The 13959-nt window shown below is 67.1% G+C and carries 28 protein-coding genes; all 28 read left to right on the top strand.

From position 1 onward, the window contains the following. Positions 1 to 38 precede the first annotated feature (38 nt). The 28 genes from AC6RIC_RS20085 to AC6RIC_RS19950 all read left to right on the top strand — a co-directional run bounded on the left by AC6RIC_RS20085 (position 39) and on the right by AC6RIC_RS19950 (position 13957). A complete protein-coding gene (locus tag AC6RIC_RS20085; protein WP_499733655.1) occupies positions 39 to 287 on the top strand; it encodes a helix-turn-helix domain-containing protein in 249 nt (82 codons plus the stop codon). Beyond that, positions 284 to 1204, top strand: a complete 921-nt coding sequence (locus tag AC6RIC_RS20080; protein WP_499733654.1) for a ParB/RepB/Spo0J family partition protein — start codon at positions 284 to 286, stop codon at positions 1202 to 1204. The genes AC6RIC_RS20085 and AC6RIC_RS20080 overlap by 4 nt, the downstream gene beginning before the upstream one ends. Beyond that, positions 1201 to 1467: a hypothetical protein gene (locus AC6RIC_RS20075; RefSeq protein ID WP_499733653.1), complete on the top strand. Its 267-nt coding sequence runs from the start codon at positions 1201 to 1203 to the stop codon at positions 1465 to 1467. The genes AC6RIC_RS20080 and AC6RIC_RS20075 overlap by 4 nt, the downstream gene beginning before the upstream one ends. Then, positions 1464 to 3635, top strand: a complete 2172-nt coding sequence (locus AC6RIC_RS20070) for a transposase (protein WP_499733652.1) — start codon at positions 1464 to 1466, stop codon at positions 3633 to 3635. Before AC6RIC_RS20075 ends, AC6RIC_RS20070 begins: the two co-directional genes overlap by 4 nt. A 62-nt stretch (positions 3636 to 3697) precedes the next feature. Further along, complete coding sequence (locus tag AC6RIC_RS20065; RefSeq protein ID WP_499733651.1) at positions 3698 to 4450, top strand: AAA family ATPase; 753 nt, start codon at positions 3698 to 3700, stop codon at positions 4448 to 4450. Next, positions 4447 to 5067 carry a hypothetical protein gene (locus AC6RIC_RS20060; RefSeq protein WP_499733650.1) on the top strand — a complete coding sequence of 207 codons (621 nt, stop codon included), beginning with the start codon at positions 4447 to 4449 and terminating at the stop codon, positions 5065 to 5067. Before AC6RIC_RS20065 ends, AC6RIC_RS20060 begins: the two co-directional genes overlap by 4 nt. Beyond that, entirely contained in the window at positions 5064 to 5441 is a 378-nt protein-coding gene (locus tag AC6RIC_RS20055; RefSeq protein ID WP_499733649.1) for a transcriptional regulator, read from the top strand. Before AC6RIC_RS20060 ends, AC6RIC_RS20055 begins: the two co-directional genes overlap by 4 nt. Beyond that, a complete protein-coding gene (locus tag AC6RIC_RS20050; RefSeq protein WP_499733648.1) occupies positions 5441 to 5659 on the top strand; it encodes a hypothetical protein in 219 nt (72 codons plus the stop codon). Before AC6RIC_RS20055 ends, AC6RIC_RS20050 begins: the two co-directional genes overlap by 1 nt. 2 nt (positions 5660 to 5661) lie before the next feature. Then, positions 5662 to 6084, top strand: a complete 423-nt coding sequence (locus AC6RIC_RS20045) for a hypothetical protein (RefSeq protein WP_499733647.1) — start codon at positions 5662 to 5664, stop codon at positions 6082 to 6084. Further along, complete coding sequence (locus tag AC6RIC_RS20040; RefSeq protein WP_499733646.1) at positions 6081 to 6590, top strand: helix-turn-helix domain-containing protein; 510 nt, start codon at positions 6081 to 6083, stop codon at positions 6588 to 6590. Before AC6RIC_RS20045 ends, AC6RIC_RS20040 begins: the two co-directional genes overlap by 4 nt. After that, positions 6580 to 7413, top strand: coding sequence for a DUF3164 family protein (locus AC6RIC_RS20035; protein WP_499733645.1), 834 nt, complete (start codon positions 6580 to 6582; stop codon positions 7411 to 7413). The genes AC6RIC_RS20040 and AC6RIC_RS20035 overlap by 11 nt, the downstream gene beginning before the upstream one ends. A 7-nt stretch (positions 7414 to 7420) precedes the next feature. Beyond that, a complete protein-coding gene (locus AC6RIC_RS20030; RefSeq protein ID WP_499733644.1) occupies positions 7421 to 8029 on the top strand; it encodes a hypothetical protein in 609 nt (202 codons plus the stop codon). Next, positions 8026 to 8277 (top strand): hypothetical protein, encoded by a 252-nt coding sequence (locus AC6RIC_RS20025; RefSeq protein ID WP_499733643.1) that lies wholly within the window; start codon positions 8026 to 8028, stop codon positions 8275 to 8277. Before AC6RIC_RS20030 ends, AC6RIC_RS20025 begins: the two co-directional genes overlap by 4 nt. Beyond that, positions 8274 to 8534: a hypothetical protein gene (locus AC6RIC_RS20020; RefSeq protein WP_499733642.1), complete on the top strand. Its 261-nt coding sequence runs from the start codon at positions 8274 to 8276 to the stop codon at positions 8532 to 8534. The genes AC6RIC_RS20025 and AC6RIC_RS20020 overlap by 4 nt, the downstream gene beginning before the upstream one ends. Next, positions 8531 to 9355 carry a hypothetical protein gene (locus AC6RIC_RS20015; protein WP_499733641.1) on the top strand — a complete coding sequence of 275 codons (825 nt, stop codon included), beginning with the start codon at positions 8531 to 8533 and terminating at the stop codon, positions 9353 to 9355. Before AC6RIC_RS20020 ends, AC6RIC_RS20015 begins: the two co-directional genes overlap by 4 nt. Next, entirely contained in the window at positions 9345 to 9722 is a 378-nt protein-coding gene (locus tag AC6RIC_RS20010; RefSeq protein ID WP_499733640.1) for a helix-turn-helix domain-containing protein, read from the top strand. Before AC6RIC_RS20015 ends, AC6RIC_RS20010 begins: the two co-directional genes overlap by 11 nt. After that, the gene (locus AC6RIC_RS20005; protein ID WP_499733639.1) at positions 9719 to 10027 is read left to right on the top strand and encodes a hypothetical protein; all 309 of its coding nucleotides are present in this window, start codon (positions 9719 to 9721) and stop codon (positions 10025 to 10027) included. Before AC6RIC_RS20010 ends, AC6RIC_RS20005 begins: the two co-directional genes overlap by 4 nt. Continuing rightward, complete coding sequence (locus AC6RIC_RS20000; RefSeq protein WP_499733638.1) at positions 10024 to 10701, top strand: SAM-dependent DNA methyltransferase; 678 nt, start codon at positions 10024 to 10026, stop codon at positions 10699 to 10701. The genes AC6RIC_RS20005 and AC6RIC_RS20000 overlap by 4 nt, the downstream gene beginning before the upstream one ends. Positions 10702 to 10704: 3 nt before the next feature. Beyond that, entirely contained in the window at positions 10705 to 10929 is a 225-nt protein-coding gene (locus AC6RIC_RS19995) for a hypothetical protein (RefSeq protein ID WP_499733637.1), read from the top strand. Then, positions 10926 to 11324: a regulatory protein GemA gene (locus AC6RIC_RS19990; RefSeq protein ID WP_499733636.1), complete on the top strand. Its 399-nt coding sequence runs from the start codon at positions 10926 to 10928 to the stop codon at positions 11322 to 11324. Before AC6RIC_RS19995 ends, AC6RIC_RS19990 begins: the two co-directional genes overlap by 4 nt. Continuing rightward, positions 11321 to 11557 (top strand): hypothetical protein, encoded by a 237-nt coding sequence (locus AC6RIC_RS19985; RefSeq protein WP_499733635.1) that lies wholly within the window; start codon positions 11321 to 11323, stop codon positions 11555 to 11557. The genes AC6RIC_RS19990 and AC6RIC_RS19985 overlap by 4 nt, the downstream gene beginning before the upstream one ends. After that, a complete protein-coding gene (locus tag AC6RIC_RS19980; RefSeq protein ID WP_499733634.1) occupies positions 11554 to 11928 on the top strand; it encodes a hypothetical protein in 375 nt (124 codons plus the stop codon). Before AC6RIC_RS19985 ends, AC6RIC_RS19980 begins: the two co-directional genes overlap by 4 nt. 91 nt (positions 11929 to 12019) lie before the next feature. After that, on the top strand, positions 12020 to 12244 hold the full coding sequence (locus AC6RIC_RS19975) for a DUF7940 domain-containing protein (RefSeq protein WP_499733633.1): 225 nt from the start codon (positions 12020 to 12022) through the stop codon (positions 12242 to 12244). Next, positions 12241 to 12723, top strand: coding sequence for a lysozyme (locus tag AC6RIC_RS19970; protein WP_499733632.1), 483 nt, complete (start codon positions 12241 to 12243; stop codon positions 12721 to 12723). Before AC6RIC_RS19975 ends, AC6RIC_RS19970 begins: the two co-directional genes overlap by 4 nt. Further along, on the top strand, positions 12723 to 13106 hold the full coding sequence (locus AC6RIC_RS19965; RefSeq protein ID WP_499733631.1) for a hypothetical protein: 384 nt from the start codon (positions 12723 to 12725) through the stop codon (positions 13104 to 13106). Before AC6RIC_RS19970 ends, AC6RIC_RS19965 begins: the two co-directional genes overlap by 1 nt. A gap of 7 nt (positions 13107 to 13113) precedes the next feature. Continuing rightward, positions 13114 to 13308 carry a hypothetical protein gene (locus AC6RIC_RS19960; RefSeq protein WP_499733630.1) on the top strand — a complete coding sequence of 65 codons (195 nt, stop codon included), beginning with the start codon at positions 13114 to 13116 and terminating at the stop codon, positions 13306 to 13308. Beyond that, the gene (locus AC6RIC_RS19955; protein ID WP_499733629.1) at positions 13305 to 13661 is read left to right on the top strand and encodes a DUF2730 family protein; all 357 of its coding nucleotides are present in this window, start codon (positions 13305 to 13307) and stop codon (positions 13659 to 13661) included. Before AC6RIC_RS19960 ends, AC6RIC_RS19955 begins: the two co-directional genes overlap by 4 nt. Further along, positions 13658 to 13957: a VpaChn25_0724 family phage protein gene (locus AC6RIC_RS19950; RefSeq protein WP_499733628.1), complete on the top strand. Its 300-nt coding sequence runs from the start codon at positions 13658 to 13660 to the stop codon at positions 13955 to 13957. The genes AC6RIC_RS19955 and AC6RIC_RS19950 overlap by 4 nt, the downstream gene beginning before the upstream one ends. The last annotated feature ends 2 nt before the right edge of the window (positions 13958 to 13959 follow it).

Here is a 13959-nt window from a genome sequence, read left to right as displayed (position 1 = left end):
TTAACACAGCAAATTCGGCGTTGCGAGACAGGACACCTATGGCGAGCAATTGGACCAAGCAGGCGATCATTTTCGCGCTCCGCGAGCGGGGGACCACCGCTGCGCAGTTGGCCGAAGACGCCGGTCTCAGCCGCTTCACGGTCTATGGCGGCATGGAACGTCCGGCACCGAAGGTTCAGGCGCTCATTTCTGAGGCCTTGGATTTGCCGCTGCACGAGATCTGGCCGCAGTTCTACGACGAGAACGGCAATCGCATCGGTCTCATCCGCGCCAAGAGGGCGGCATGACCTTCCAGCCGTCGCCAGCCGTCTTTTCCGGCCTCCTTGCCGAGCTTCCCCGCTCCCCTGTCTTTCGGGTGAGGATCGACAATATCGACGTCTCTGATCGGCTCCGGCCGGTCGATGCGGCTCATGCGCAGGTTATCGCGGCCTCGCTCTCGCTGCTCGGCCAGCAACAGGCGGTCATCGTGCGTCGTCACGCCTCGCCTAAAACAGCGTTCAAGCTCGTCGTCGGCGCGCATCGCCTTGCTGGCGGACAGCAGATCGGTTGGGCCGAGGTCGACGCGATCGAGATCCAGTGCGACGACGACCAGGCGCGCCTAATCGAGATCGACGAAAACTTGGCCCGGGTCGAACTCAGCAAGCTCGACCGCGCCATTTTCCTGGTCGAGCGCAAGCGGGCCTATGAGGCGCTGCACCCTGATACGGCGCATGGCAAGGCCAAAAAACCCAAGAAAAACAGAGGCGAAGGAAAAGTGGCCAACTTGGCCACTTTTGAGGGCTTCGCGAAGGACATCGAGCGGCAGGTTGATCTGTCCGCGCGTGCGGTCCGCCGCGCCACACAGATCGCGGCCGCCCTTGCCCCCGAAGCGGTCAATCTGATCCGGGGCTCACAGCTCTCGCGGAACCAGTCGCAGTTGCAGGCCTTGGCGGCGCTTCCCGCCGAGCAGCAGATCGCTATCGCGACGGTCGTGGCCGAGAAGCCATTCCTGTCTTTCTCCAACGCTCGTTTCGCCGCCGGCCTCGCTCCTAAGGGTGGCGCCGTGCGCGAGGCTGACCAGCTGCTGGCTCGCCTTGAAGCGCTGCTCGGCCGCCAGTGGTCGCTCGCCCAGCTTCGGGACGCAAAGGCGATGGTGCAGGCGAAGATCGACGCCGCCGAGGCAGGGCAGAAGCCCGCCCGCGCGAAGAAGGGCGGTGCGGAATGAGCCAGACCGTTTCGGAGTGCAATGTCGAGATCGCCCGGTTGATCGCCGATGGGGCTAGCCCCGAGCGGGTTTCCGGTGCCCGCGAGCGCCGAGCCGTAGCCGAGCGCCGCGACGAGCGGCGTAGGCTGGTGGCTCTGATCGACCGCCTCGACGACTGCGGAGAGCGTCGGCGCGGCGCTCGGCTGAGTGGGGAAGAGGTCCGGCTGCTGCTCGACGAAATCTATCTCCTGAAAGGCCTGATCATCACCGGGGTCCGCCCGTGAAACTCTGGCTGACCTCTTCCGAAATCGCCGAGCTCGCGCTGCCGGGCATGCCGACGACCCGTCAGAACGTGGTCGAGCTCGCCAAGCGCGAGGATTGGGAACGCTTCTCGGCATACTGCCGTCAGCGCGCCGGCCGCGGCGGCGGGCTGGAATATCACGTCAACCTGCTGCCGGTGGCGGCCCGCACCGCCATTTACGGGGCCGCAGCACCGTCCCCAACTGGCGGCGAGGCGCTGCAGCAGGCGCCGGAGCCCGCGCCCGGCACGACCGGCAAGGCCATTTTGCAACTGGATGCACGCCTCGCCGTGCTCGCGGCGATGAAAGCCTTCGTCCGCGCCTCCGAGCTGAAGCAGACGCTCGCGATCAGCTATTTCGTCGACCTCTACAACCTCGGGAAGATCGACATTCCGGGCTGGGCCGCGCAGCTCCTGCCGCGCCTTGCCACGCGCACGGTGCTCCGCTGGCTCTCGGCCTCGCGGGAAGGCGAAACCGAGCGGCTGGCAGTCGACAAGGGCGCTGCGCGACGCGGTCAAGGCGTGCTTGACAGCGCTTTCGACGGCGAGATCAAGCATTTCGTGCTCGGCGTCCATTCGTTCAACGAGCTCTATTCCGCCCGCCAGCTCCACGAGACGGTCCAGCAGGAATTCGGCGCCCGTCTCGTCGCTGCCGGCCTGTCGCTGCCAGGGCTGCGCGCCTTCGAGGTCCGCTTTGGCGCCTGGAAGCAGGAATACGCGGCCGGCCTGCTGCGAATGATGGACCCGGATGGCTTCCGCTCAAAGATGCGGGTGTCCGGCTCCTACGCCTATCTCGCGCCGCATCTGAACGCGTTCTGGCAGATCGACGCTTCGCCAGTCGATGCGCTCTGCGTCGACGGTCGCCATGCGATCTATGTCTGCATCGACGTTTGGTCGCGCCGCCTCATCCTGTTCATCTCGAAAACCCCGCGCGCCGAGGCCGTGCAACTGCTGATGCGCAAGGCGATCCTCGCCTGGGGCGTGCCGGATGCGGTGAAGACAGATAACGGCTCGGATTTCGTGGCTCGCGCCACCGTGCGCCTGTTCGCCAAGCTGCAAGTCGAGGCGATCCGCTCCGATGCCTTCAGCCCTCACCAGAAGGGCTTCGTAGAGCGCCACATCCGCACCTTCCAGAGCGATTGCGCGACGATGCTGCCGGGTTTCATCGGCCACAATGTCGCCCATCGCAAACGGATCGAAGGACGCAAGGCTTTCAGCCAGCGCCTCGGCCAGACCGAGAACGACGCGTTCAACGTCACCATGACGGGAGAAGAGCTGCAGCAGCTCGTCGACCAGTGGGCGGACACGATCTACGCCCAGCGCGAGCACGGTGGCCTCAACAGGGTATCGCCCTTCGCCCGCGCCGCCTCCTCACGCCATCCGATCCGCACCGTCGATGCCGATGCGCTCGCAACCCTGCTGATGCAGGCGCCGGCCGGCGACGGCTATCGCACCGTGGGCAAGAACGGCGTCCGGATCGGCGATTTCCATTATCTGGCGCCCGGCGTCCTGGTCGGAACCCGCGTCTTCGTCGCGCTCGACCCGGCTGACAAGGGCACGATCTGGCTCTTCGCCGATGACAGCCGCGCCGAGCTCATCGGCCGCGCCACCAATGCCGAGCTCGCGGGCGTCGATCCGGCTCAGCTTCTGGCCGAGACCCGCGCCGCGCAGAAGCGGATCATCGACGAGCAGACCGACGCGATCCGCAAGCAGACGAAGCGCCGGGTCACCGAGCGCACGGTGCTGGAGAACCGGCTCGCGCTCGCCGCACAGGAGAATGGCAACCTCGTCGCCTTCCCGCCGCGCTCGGAGAACCATACCACGCCGGCGCTGGACACCGCTTCCGAGGTGGCGGCCCTGCGTCGTGGCGAGGCCCCAGCAGTGGCGCCCTTGTCCGAGGTGGCGGCAGCACGGCACCGGGAGCTCCTGGAGGAGGCGGCGATGCCTGCCGCCCCGGCGAAGGTCACGCCGCTGCGCCAGCAGGAGACACCGCGCCAGCGCTTCCGCCGCGCCCTCGACATCGAGGCGGCCATCACCGCCGGCGATCCGGTCGAGACGGCCGATGCCGTCTGGCTCGGCTCCTACCAGACCAGTGCCGAATACCGGGCCGAGAAGGCCCTGCGCGAAGAATTTGGAGAGGCGGCGTTGCGTTAGGCCCCGCCCAAAAAAAGAGCCCCGGCGAACCGGGGCTGAACAGTCATCACGAGGAAAGATACATGAGCAACGGAACTTCGCACAAGCCCAAGGGAACGCTGGCCCCGCTCAAGAACGTGGCGGCCATGCTCACCTTGGCCGAGCGGCTGATCGAGCGGCCGCCGCATCTGCCTGGCCTCGGCGTCTTCAACGGTTATTCCGGCTACGGAAAGACCTTCGCCGCCATCTACCTTCAGAACAAGAAGGACGCGCTGCGGGTCGAGATCGGCGACAGCTGGACTCGGCTGACCCTGATCCGCGCGATCATGAAGGAGCTCGGCGTTCACGATCCCAAGGGGACCGTGCCGAAGCTCACCGAGATGGCGATCGAGCGGCTCGCGCTGCCCGGTCACCCGCCGCTGCTGATCGACGAAGCCGACAAGGCTGTCGACAAGGGCTTCATCGAGATCATCCGCGAGATCCACGAGGCGACGCAGGTGCCGATCATCCTGATCGGCGAGGAGGAGTTGCCCTCCAAGCTGCAGCGCTCGGAGCGCACCCATAACCGCGTCCTCGAATGGGTCGCCGCCCAGCCTTGCGATATCGAGGATACCGCCTTGCTGGCGCGTCTCTTCGTGCCGGAAGGGCTGAAATATTCAGAGGACTTCCTGGAGCGCAACCGGCGCAAGTCGACCGGCCGTGCCCGCCGCATCACCGTGAACCTCGAAAAGGCGGTGGAATGGGCGCGCGTCCATAATCAGGGCAATCTCGACGCGTTTCCCGATGCCGAATTCTACACCGGCGAGCCCCCGGCTCGCGGTCGGAGGGCGGCATGAAGCGCGTCCTGCCGAGCGACGGCCTCTCCGGGCCGCAGCACTACTGGAAGATGATGGTCGAGCTCTCGGCGAAGGGTGGCTTCACCATCGCCGACGTCCACAAGCTCACCAATGGCTGCGCGCTGCGCACCGTGAAGGCCTATGTCCTCTTCTGCGCCAAGCAGGGGCACGCGCTGCCGGTCGGTGAGCGGCCGACGATCAAGAACCGGACTGCGACGATCTACACCGTGAAGGATCGTCGCCTGCCGGCGCCGATCCAGCGCCGCGCCAGTTTCGAGGACAGCCGCGGCCGCGGCCGCCAGCAGCTCTGGACCGCGATCCGTGCCCTCAAGCTCTTCTCCGTTCGCGAGCTCGCCATCGCGGCTACGACTTCCGATGTGCCGGTGTCAGAGAAGCTGGCGCGCGGCTACGTCGGGGTGCTCGCGAAGGCGGGCTACGTCGCCGAGGTTGGGCATCGCACGCGTTCAGGCCAGCAGGCGCGCTGGAAGCTGATGCCGGCCTTCAACACCGGCCCGCTCTCCCCGGCGACGATCGAGCGCGGCGCCGTGCTCTACGATCGCAATCTCGGGCGGTCCATTAACCTTAACAGCTCGGAAATCGTCGGGAGGGCCGCATGAGCACCCCTCGCAACGACCAGATCGCGAAGGCACAGGCCGCCTGGGGGGAGGCCATCCCGGCCGAGGTTCTCATCCTCGCCGAGGCCTGCAAGGCCCGGACCTCCCGCGCCATCGCCCAGCAGCTCGGATATTCCGACGCGGTGATCAGCCATGTCCTGGCGAACAAGTATCCCGGCGACCTGCCCAAGGTCTTCCTCAAGATCCGTGGCGCCCTGATGGGCGAGACCGTCATGTGCCCGATCCTCGACGAGATCGGCCGCGATCGCTGCCTGACCGAACAGGCCAAGCCCTTCGCCGCCACGAATTCCACTCGCGCGCGGCTGTTTCACGCCTGCCGCACCTGTCCCAATCGCCAGCAGAAGGACGCCGCCTGATGCTTCAATCCGCTTTCAAACTCCTTTGCGCTGGGATGGCCGTCCTCGGCCCGTTCGCCGCCGGCAGTATCCAGAGCTACGTCGCCAACAGCGAGGCCTCCGCCTTCTTCATGTGCGCCGGCGTGCTGCTCGGCATCGCCGGCCTGGTCGGCTTCGCCGGCGTCGAGCGTGACGAGCAGCGGGCGCATGATCGCGCCCGCTTCGGCCGGAAGCTCTGATCATGGCGGCGAGCTCTCTCCCCCTCGATCTGCGTTTCCTGGCGGCCCATCTCGATCGGTCCGCACGATCGGGCGTCGGCCTCTCCGCCGACCAGTGCGAGCGCATGGCGGATCTCGTGCGCCAGTCGGCCAAGGAAGCCGACCTGGTCGTCGGCCAGGCCGAGCTGATGCCGGAGCTCGAAGACGAACTCCACGCCGTCGCATTCGATCTCGATCGCGCCGCCCCGCCTTCGATCGAGCCGGGGTATCAGGCGGCGTTGCGGGAGCAGCAGCGCGAACTCCAGCGCCAGCTGGATGGCGGCGGGCCGGTGCAGGTCTCGCGTCCCGGCCTCGCCGCCCTCGCCACGCGCATCGGCGACACGAATGTCGTGGTCATGCCGATCGCGCCGCGGCCGCGCCCGCTCGGCGGTGGAGACGCCGCATGAGCGAGCGTCACGTCACCTTCGACATGATCCTGCAGGCGGTCTCCGCCACCACTGGCGAGCCTGTCACGGTCCTGTTGTCGGATCTTCGCAACGACGAGGTCTCGCAGGCGCGCTGGGCGGCCTGGTGGCTGGCGCGCCAGCTCACCACGCTGAGCAATGCCACGCTCGGCCGGCTGACCGGCATGCGCGAGCGCTCCACCGTCGATCATGGCGTCGAGCGTGCTGCGGCTCTGCGCCAAGCGGATCCGGAGTTCCGGCTGGCGACGGATACCGTCCTCGCCACGCTGCGCCTCTTGGAGCGGCGCGGCCTGCTTGCCTACGCCGCCTCCTGCGACCCGTTGCAGGCGGCCCGGCGCGTGCTCTCCGCGCCGGAGCGCGAGGCGGCCCGCGTCTCGATCTACGAAATCATCGGCATGTCGCGCCTGGTCGTCGAGCTCCTCGGCCCCAGCGATGCGCCCACGCCGTCCCCGCTTTCCCCCGACATGGAGACTTCCGATGCTGCCTGAAACCGACACGGCGCGCCTGGAGCGCGGCCGCATACTTTACCAGGCCATGCGTGAGCATACTCGCCTGCCGTCTCCCGGACCGGCTTGGCGGGAGCTGGATGGCGAGAGCGCAAAGGACTGGGCGGATGTCGCAGAGCGCGTCTTCGTCGAGGCAGGCTTGACCGCGCTCGCCGAGGACGTCCTGGACGAACGGGCGGCTATGAAGGCCGGCGTCGTCGAGATCGGCGGCGAGAAATTCATGCGCGATGCCAGGCGCAACCTGATGGCCTACGGGACGATCAAGGCCCAGCGCGTTCTCGAAGACGAGATGGTGCGCAAGGTGATGTTCTTCGCCCGCGACCTCTCCGATCAGATCAAGCGCTTCAAGGGACACACCTTCGAGGATCTGGCGGCCTTCCAGTCTCTGCTGGAGCAGCAATACGGTGTGCCGCCCAGCACGGGTAAGGGCAACTGCAGCTACACCTCCTTCGACGACACGATGAAGGTCGAGGTGAAGATCGCCGACCAGATCGCGTTCGGCCCGGAGCTTCAGGCAGCCAAGCGCCTGGTAGATGAGTGCCTGAAGGAATGGGGCGCTGACAGCCACGAGGCCCTCCGCTCCCTGGTAAATCGCGTCTTCAGTGTCGAGAAGGAAGGCCAGATCAACCGTGGCGAACTGTTCTCCATGCTCGCCATGGAGATCGCCGACGAGCGCTGGCAGCGCGCCATGGACGCGATCCGGGACTCGATCCGCGTCATCGGCACGAAGGCCTATCTCCGCTTCCGGATCCGCGACGAGGATGGCGCCTGGTCGACGGTGACGATCGACCTCGCGGCCGCGTGAGGGCGCCATGAGCAGCCTCGCTATCGTCAAGATCGTCGGCGAACCGTTCCTCTCGCGGGCTCGCGAGTATCGCGCGCAGATGGTCGCCTTCACGAAGGCTTACGTGGACTTCGCGCACGCGATAGGTGCGACCGGCCTTCCGAACGGTTTCCCCGGAGAACGACTGCGCGGGCTCTTCTTCGAGAAGAATGCTCCGCCGGCGGGCTGGACCAAGCCAGACCGGAAGGGCTTGGCCACGCCGAAGCGCGGGTCAGCCGCTGCGGAGGAATTTGCCGGGCTGCCAGAGAAGCCGAGCAACCGCTTCGTCTTCGCTGACGCCGTCGTGAATAACCTGTCCTGGGAAGCTCCCAACGGGGGCTGGGGCTCGGGCGGCATCGGTTTCATGATCGAAGCGGCGTCGATCGGGTGGGTCGGCGATGATCTGATCGCTCGCATACCGCATGCTGGTCGCGCTGCTGCCGAGCACTTGGCTCGTCATCCTGATCACACCATCCGCCACGGTGCCTCGGATTGGGTGATCCCTGACGGCCTCGTTGAGATCACTCAGGCGGAGCTCGATCTGCTCGATGCGCAGCATCGGGTTGCTCGGGAGAAGGCGGAGGCGTCCCCGACATGATCGAGCCCATCCTCCATATCCGCCGCAACACCGGCAGCGGCGTTCTGGCGCCCGTGCTGGCCGTGGTCGCGATCGTCTCGATCTTCGGCTTCGCTGTCTGGACGAGTACGTCGCTGCTCGGCGCCTTCTTCTTCGCTCTCCTGATCGCCTTGGCGGCTGGCGAGATTGCGGAGCGCGCCGAGCAATACGGCTCGATCGACGAGGCGCGGCGCCGGCTCGACGAGCTGGAGAAGGAGGGGCGCCGGTGAGCATCCTCCTCTCCAAGGCCGTCTCAGGCCAATGCCGCTGGATCGTCTGCGATGCAGTCGACGGCAGCCGCGACCTGTTCGGAGGGCGACGCGTCTGCGGCGCGGCGGTGTCCTGGCCGACGAGCTACTGCCTGCTTCATCGGCTGGATGTCTACCAACGCACAGAGGGCGTCTCGGCGCCTCCGCAGGAATTCGCGGTGCTGCGCCGCCAGCCCGAGCCCGAAACCCTTCCCGAACTGACGGAGATATTCGGATGAGCCTGCGCACTGTGGAACCCATGCAGCTGCCCGAGGGCTGGACACCGGCGGAGCGCGAGGCCTTTGTGCCGCGCTTCGAGTGGATCGCTCCCACCTCGCTGCTGATCGACCCGAAGTACCAGCGCAATCTCACCGAGGCCTCCGTGCGGCTGATCCATCGGATCGCGGCCGGCTGGTCCTGGCGGCGCTTCAAGCCCCCCATCGTGGCCGAGACGGATGCCGGCCTGCATATTCTGGACGGCCAGCACACCGCGATCGGAGCCGCTAGCCACGGCGGCATCCCCAAAATCCCGGTGATGATCGTCGAGGGCGCTGACCAACTAGAGCGGGCGCGAGCCTTCCTTGGCCACAACCGTGATCGCGTGGGTCTGACCGCTCTCAGCTTATTTCATGCTGCGGTCGCCGCCGGCGACGAGAGCGCCCAAACTGTCATGCAGGTTTGCAGCCGCGCTGGCGTCACCGTGCTTCGCAGCGTTCGCCCCCAGGGCATCTTCGAGATTGGTGAGACGGTCGCAGTCGCAGCGCTCGCGGGCCTGTGTCGCAGGCGTACCGCTATGCAAGCCCGCATCGTCCTGGAGACCCTAGCGCAGGCTCGTCTCGCGCCAATCACCTCCGATGCCATCAAGGCCGCCGAGGAACTTCTCCATGGCTCGACTTATGCCGGCGAGATCGCGACCGACGATCTGAAGGCGACGCTGATTGGGCGCTGGCCGGACATGCAGCGCAAGGCCGCGGATCTCGCTCTGGCCAAGTCCCTGCCGAAATGGCGAGCGCTGGCGATCTCGCTCTACCAGAACACGAGGAAGCGCCGTGCAGCCTGACGCCGAGCTTCTGGCGCTGAGAGAGCGCAATGAATGGCTGGAAGAGCGCGTGGCGTTCCTCGAACGGCTGCTCGTGCCCGTTGTCGCGCTGCCGCTCGAATGGGGCCTGACGGTCGCCGAGGGCCGGCTCGTCTCGGCCCTCTATGCCCGCATCGAATGCACCAAGGATCAGATCATGGCGGCCATGTACCGCAATGACGGCCGCGACGAGCCGTTGGAGAAGATCGTGGACGTCTATGTCTGCAAGGTCCGCGCGAAGATGCGCCCGTTCCGCGCCAGCATCGTCACGCGCTGGGGGCATGGCTACGCCTTGGACGTGGACGCGCGCGCGGCAATCGACAAGCTCAACCTGAAGGTGGCGGCGTGACCGCCCCCGCCATCCCGCTCGTCCAGCAGATCGAGGAGGTGAAATTCGCCGTCGTTCGGCAGCGCAGCCTCATGACCGGCGCCAAGATCCGCGAACTGCGCAAGCCGGCAATCGCCGAGCACGGGCTGCTGAAGCTGGAGACGGCTGTCCGCACGCTCGAAACGCTGGCGGTGAACGCCGACGAGATCCGCGCATTCCTGAAGTTGCCCGCCGAGGCGCGGAAGGCGGTAATGGCTTGGGGCGAAACCATCGCCGAGAGCCAGATACTGGCGGGGAACAGTACCGGCGAAGGCGGTGCGGCATGATCCAGCGCGCCTTCGCCTTCTCACCCGCCGTCGCCGCGCAGCGCGTTGAGCCGGCGGACTCGCTAGACTTCTTCCCGACGCCGCCTTGGGCGACACGCGCCTTCATCCAACATGTCGCCTTGCCGGTGCTCGGCGCGCGGATCTGCGACGTCGTCCAGGATCCCGCCTGCGGCGAGGGGCACATGGCCGCGCCGCTCGGTGAAACCTTCATCAACGTCGAGGCCTTCGACATCCACCCTTACGGATTCGGCGCCCAGCGGGACTTCTTGAATCCCGACGTCGATATCGACGAACCGGCGGCCTGGTACTTCACGAATCCGCCGTTCAATCTGGCCGTGGAATTCGCGCGTGTTGCTTTGGCGCTCGCCCGCCGCGGCGTCGCGCTGCTCGTCCGGACGCAGTGGCTGCACACGATCGAGCGCTATGAGCTCTTCCGCGAATTCCCGCCGTTCCTGATCGCCTACTATGTCGAGCGCGTGCCGATGCATCGCGGTCGCTGGGAGCCGGCCGGCGATACTGCGACGGATTATTGCTGGGTCTGCTGGAAGCATGGCGCTGAGCCGCGCGCGCCGCTCTGGATCCCGCCTGGCCGCCGCACCGTCTTTTCCTTTCCGACCGACGCGGCCCGCTTCGCCCGGCCCGCACCGGCGCCGCTCCTCGATGGGAGCGCCTGACCCATGCCGCGCTTCTTCGCCCCGCGCCCAGCACCTTCCGACGCCAGCGCCATCTCGGCACTGCTGGCGAAGGACGAGCTGCGCCGGCTCGACGAGAAGCGCGAGCGGCTGAAGCAGATCATCGCCGATATCGTCCCGCGGCGATCGACCGTCATTGAAGGCCAGTTGAAGCAGCTGACGAAACGCCGCGTCGCCCTCCTGGCCGCCATTGCGAGGACTCGCCGATGAGCACCCATCCCGCGATGCTGAAGAAGATCCAGATCGCTCGGCGCGAGCTCAATTTGCAGGAGCCGGAATATCGCGGCCTGCTCGTCCGCATCACCGGCACGGACAGCTCCCGCGAGCTCAGCGACAGGCAGGCCAACGCGGTGATCGCGGAGTTCAAGCGCCTCGGCTGGCAGCCGAAGGAGTCGACCAGGCCGCGCGCCGATCGCGACGATACCCGCAAGCTCTATGCGCTCTGGGGCGCACTCCATGCCGGACCGCTCGACCGCGACGCGCTGCGCGCCTGGGTGCTCGGCCGCTTCAAGGTCGCCGCACCGGAATTCCTGAAGCCGCCGCAGACTCGCGAGGCGATCGAACAGCTGAAGGCCTGGCAGAAGCGGGTGAGGAAGCCGGCATGATCCACGTCACCGATCACGCCTTCGTCCGTTTCCTCGAGCGCTCCGGCGCCCTCGATGTCGAGCAGCTGCGCAGCCTCATCTCCGGGTCGCTGGAGCGCGGCCGCAAGATGGCCGAACGCGCCGGCACGGCCAACTTCGTCATCGTGGTCGACGGCCTGCGTTACGTCGTCGAAGGCGGCAACCTGGTCACCGTCATTGCCGATGATCGCCACCCGCGAAAGCGCCGGCGATGAACAACCTTCCGCCGCCGACAGATGACGTCGCGCGCCTGGTCGAGCTGATCGGCGAGGACGCGGCCTTGCGCCTCCTGGAAGCGCGCGGCGGCACGCGCGTCTATGTCAGCGCGGTCGAAGGCGATGCGGAATCGCTCGTCGGCATCATCGGCCTTGACGCGGCGCAGAAGATGCGGGCGAATTACGGCGCGACGCGCGTCAAGCTGCCGGTCGGCCGGCAATGGCGGGTGCTCTGTTACAAGGCGCAGGGCCTGTCCCGCCCCAAGATCGCGCTGCGGGCCGGCTGCTCGGAAACGACGGTCGACGATATCATCAAGCGCTATGGGCGCCCGGCCTCGGCCCAGCTCGATCTCTTCTCCAAAGCCGGTTAGGGCACCGATCTCGGGGCCTGTCTGCTTGACGCCGCCCCCCGCATCTTCGGTCTGATTTCCGGGCGCGTGCCCGGGCGCCGGAGCAGCCCCGTTGAAACTCGTCTGGAACTGGAAGCGCGTGCTGAAGCACGCCTGGTCGATCCGCTTCATCGTGCTGGCGGGCCTGCTGTCCGGCGCCGAGATCGCACTGCCGCTCGTCCAGGAGATCTTGCCGGTCTCTCGCGGCGTCTTCGCCGGCCTGTCCTTCGCCGCCACCGCAGGCGCCTTCATCGCCCGCCTGATCGCGCAGGAGACGGTCTCGGGGGCTGAGGCATGAGCTCGGTCCTGACGCTCCGCCCGCGCACCCGCCTGCAGAAGGGCACGGCCGCGGCCGCGCTCGCCATCACCCTCGTCGGCGGCTTCGAGGGCCTGCGCCAGACCGCCTATCGCGACGTCGTCGGCGTCGCGACCATCTGCTACGGCGAGACCCGCGGCGTGAAAATGGGCATGACGGCCACCAAGGCCGAATGCGACGCCATGCTTCTGAAGGGCCTGCAGGAATTCGAGCAGGGCGTGCTCTCCTGCACCAAGGTCGAGATGCCGGTGCGCCGTCAGGTCGCGATGGTGTCCTTCGCCTACAATGTCGGCATCGGCGCCTATTGCGGCTCCAGCGTGGTCCGCCTCCTCAACGCCGGTCAGCCTCGCGCCGCCTGCGATGCCCTGGTCAAGTGGAATAAGGCCGGCGGCGTCGTCTTCCCGGGCCTCACCCGGCGGCGCCAGGCCGAGCGCCAGCTCTGCCTCTCGGAGGCGGCGTGATGTTGGCCGCCTGGGCTCTCAAGAACTGGAGGCCGCTTGCTGCTCTCTTCCTTCTGGTCGCGCTGCTGGCGCTGGCTGCGCTGGGCTTCTGGCGCGGCCTTGTGGAGATTGGCCGTCTTCAGACGGAGGCTGCTGCTGGAGCCCGGAAGGAACGGGATACGCACTGGCAGGCCGAGATCGCGAAGGCGAACACGGCAGCGGCCAATGCCAGGGCGGACCAGGCGCTGGCTTCGGCCCGCGCCGAGAGCGCCGCCCGAGACGCTGAAACCCGCTTTCAAGAGCAGTTGAAGGAACTGGAGAAGAACGATGCGGCGCTTGCTGGCGGCGCTGATCTTGTGCTCCGGCGCGATCGCGTCCGGGTGCTCGACGGCGCCCGACCCTGAGCCGACCGTGAAGGTCGAGTTCATCCGGCCGGAGCTTCCGGCCATTGCCCGCCAGCGCTGCCCCGACCCGGCCGCCCTGCCGGACCGCGACATGACCGCTTCCGAGGTCACCAATAGCTGGGGGCGCGATCGCGCCAACCTGCGCATCTGCGAGACCAGGCGAGCGGCGGCCGTTGCGGCCGTGGATGGAGCGAGGCCGTGAACGACGTGCTGAATTTCCTGCAATCCTATGGCGGCGTGCTCTCGCTGCTCGGCTCGCTCGTCATCGTGCTGCTGTCGACGAAGTTCGTCACCAAGGTCGACCACGACCGCGCGACGGAATCGCTCGACAGCAAGTTCAACCGCGCCATCGACAAGGCCGACAAGATCGAGGACCGCGTGGCGGCGCTGGAAAACGAGTTCCGCCACCTCCCGGATCGCGGCTCGGTCCACACCATCCAGCTTTCGCTCTCGGAACTGCGTGGCGAGATGCGCGCCATGGGCGAGCAGCTCAAGCCGGTCGCCGCGATCTCCGAACGCTTGCAGGAATTCTTGCTGGAGCAGGCCAAGCGATGAGCTTCGACAATCTCGTCAGGCAGGAAGCCCGTCTCATCATCCTGCGCGCCCTGGAAGAGCAGTCGGACGGCCGGCTCAATTCCGAACTGCTGCGCGTCACGCTGGAAACCTACGGCATCGCCAAGAGCCGGGACTGGGTCCATGACGAGCTCAACTGGCTGGCCTCGATGTCGGCGGTCACCGTCGTCACCGCCGGCACCGTGCGTGTCGCCCAGCTCACCGCCAAGGGCTCGGACCATGTCGGCCGGCGCCTCGTCATCGAAGGCGTCAAGCGCCCGTCGCGTCCGGAGGCCTGAGC

Source organism: Allobosea sp. TBD101 (genome assembly GCF_059817965.1).
This window is presented reverse-complemented; position numbering and strand designations above follow the sequence as displayed.